Origin of the sequence: Pollutimonas rozaliensis (assembly GCF_048751585.1) — a bacterium.
GTDB lineage: Bacteria > Pseudomonadota > Gammaproteobacteria > Burkholderiales > Burkholderiaceae_B.
Genome location: NZ_JAZHOB010000329.1, coordinates 1 through 242 on the forward strand (window position 1 = coordinate 1; position 242 = coordinate 242).

The following is a 242-nucleotide window of genomic DNA, read 5'->3' on the forward strand; positions in this document are numbered from 1 at the left end:
GTATCAAATTCCTCTTCAAGAGCCATAACTAATTCAACAGTGTCTAGAGAATCTGCACCTAGATCTTCAACGAAAGAAGATTCATTTTTTACTTCTGCTTCGTCTACACCTAGCTGTTCAACGATGATTTTCTTTACGCGTTCTTAAATGTTGCTCATGTTTTCTTTTCCTTTACAGATTTCGCCTAATGCGATGATTCCGTAGTTTATTCGAACTAGTGAAAGTTGCAAGGGGGACCTTGC

General features: G+C 38.4%; 1 pseudogene. It reads right to left on the minus strand.

The window, feature by feature from the left end:
* Positions 1–143: pseudogene (gene acpP / locus V0R37_RS23110) on the minus strand (acyl carrier protein); the annotation flags it as partial.
* Between the last annotated feature and the right edge of the window lie 99 nt (positions 144–242).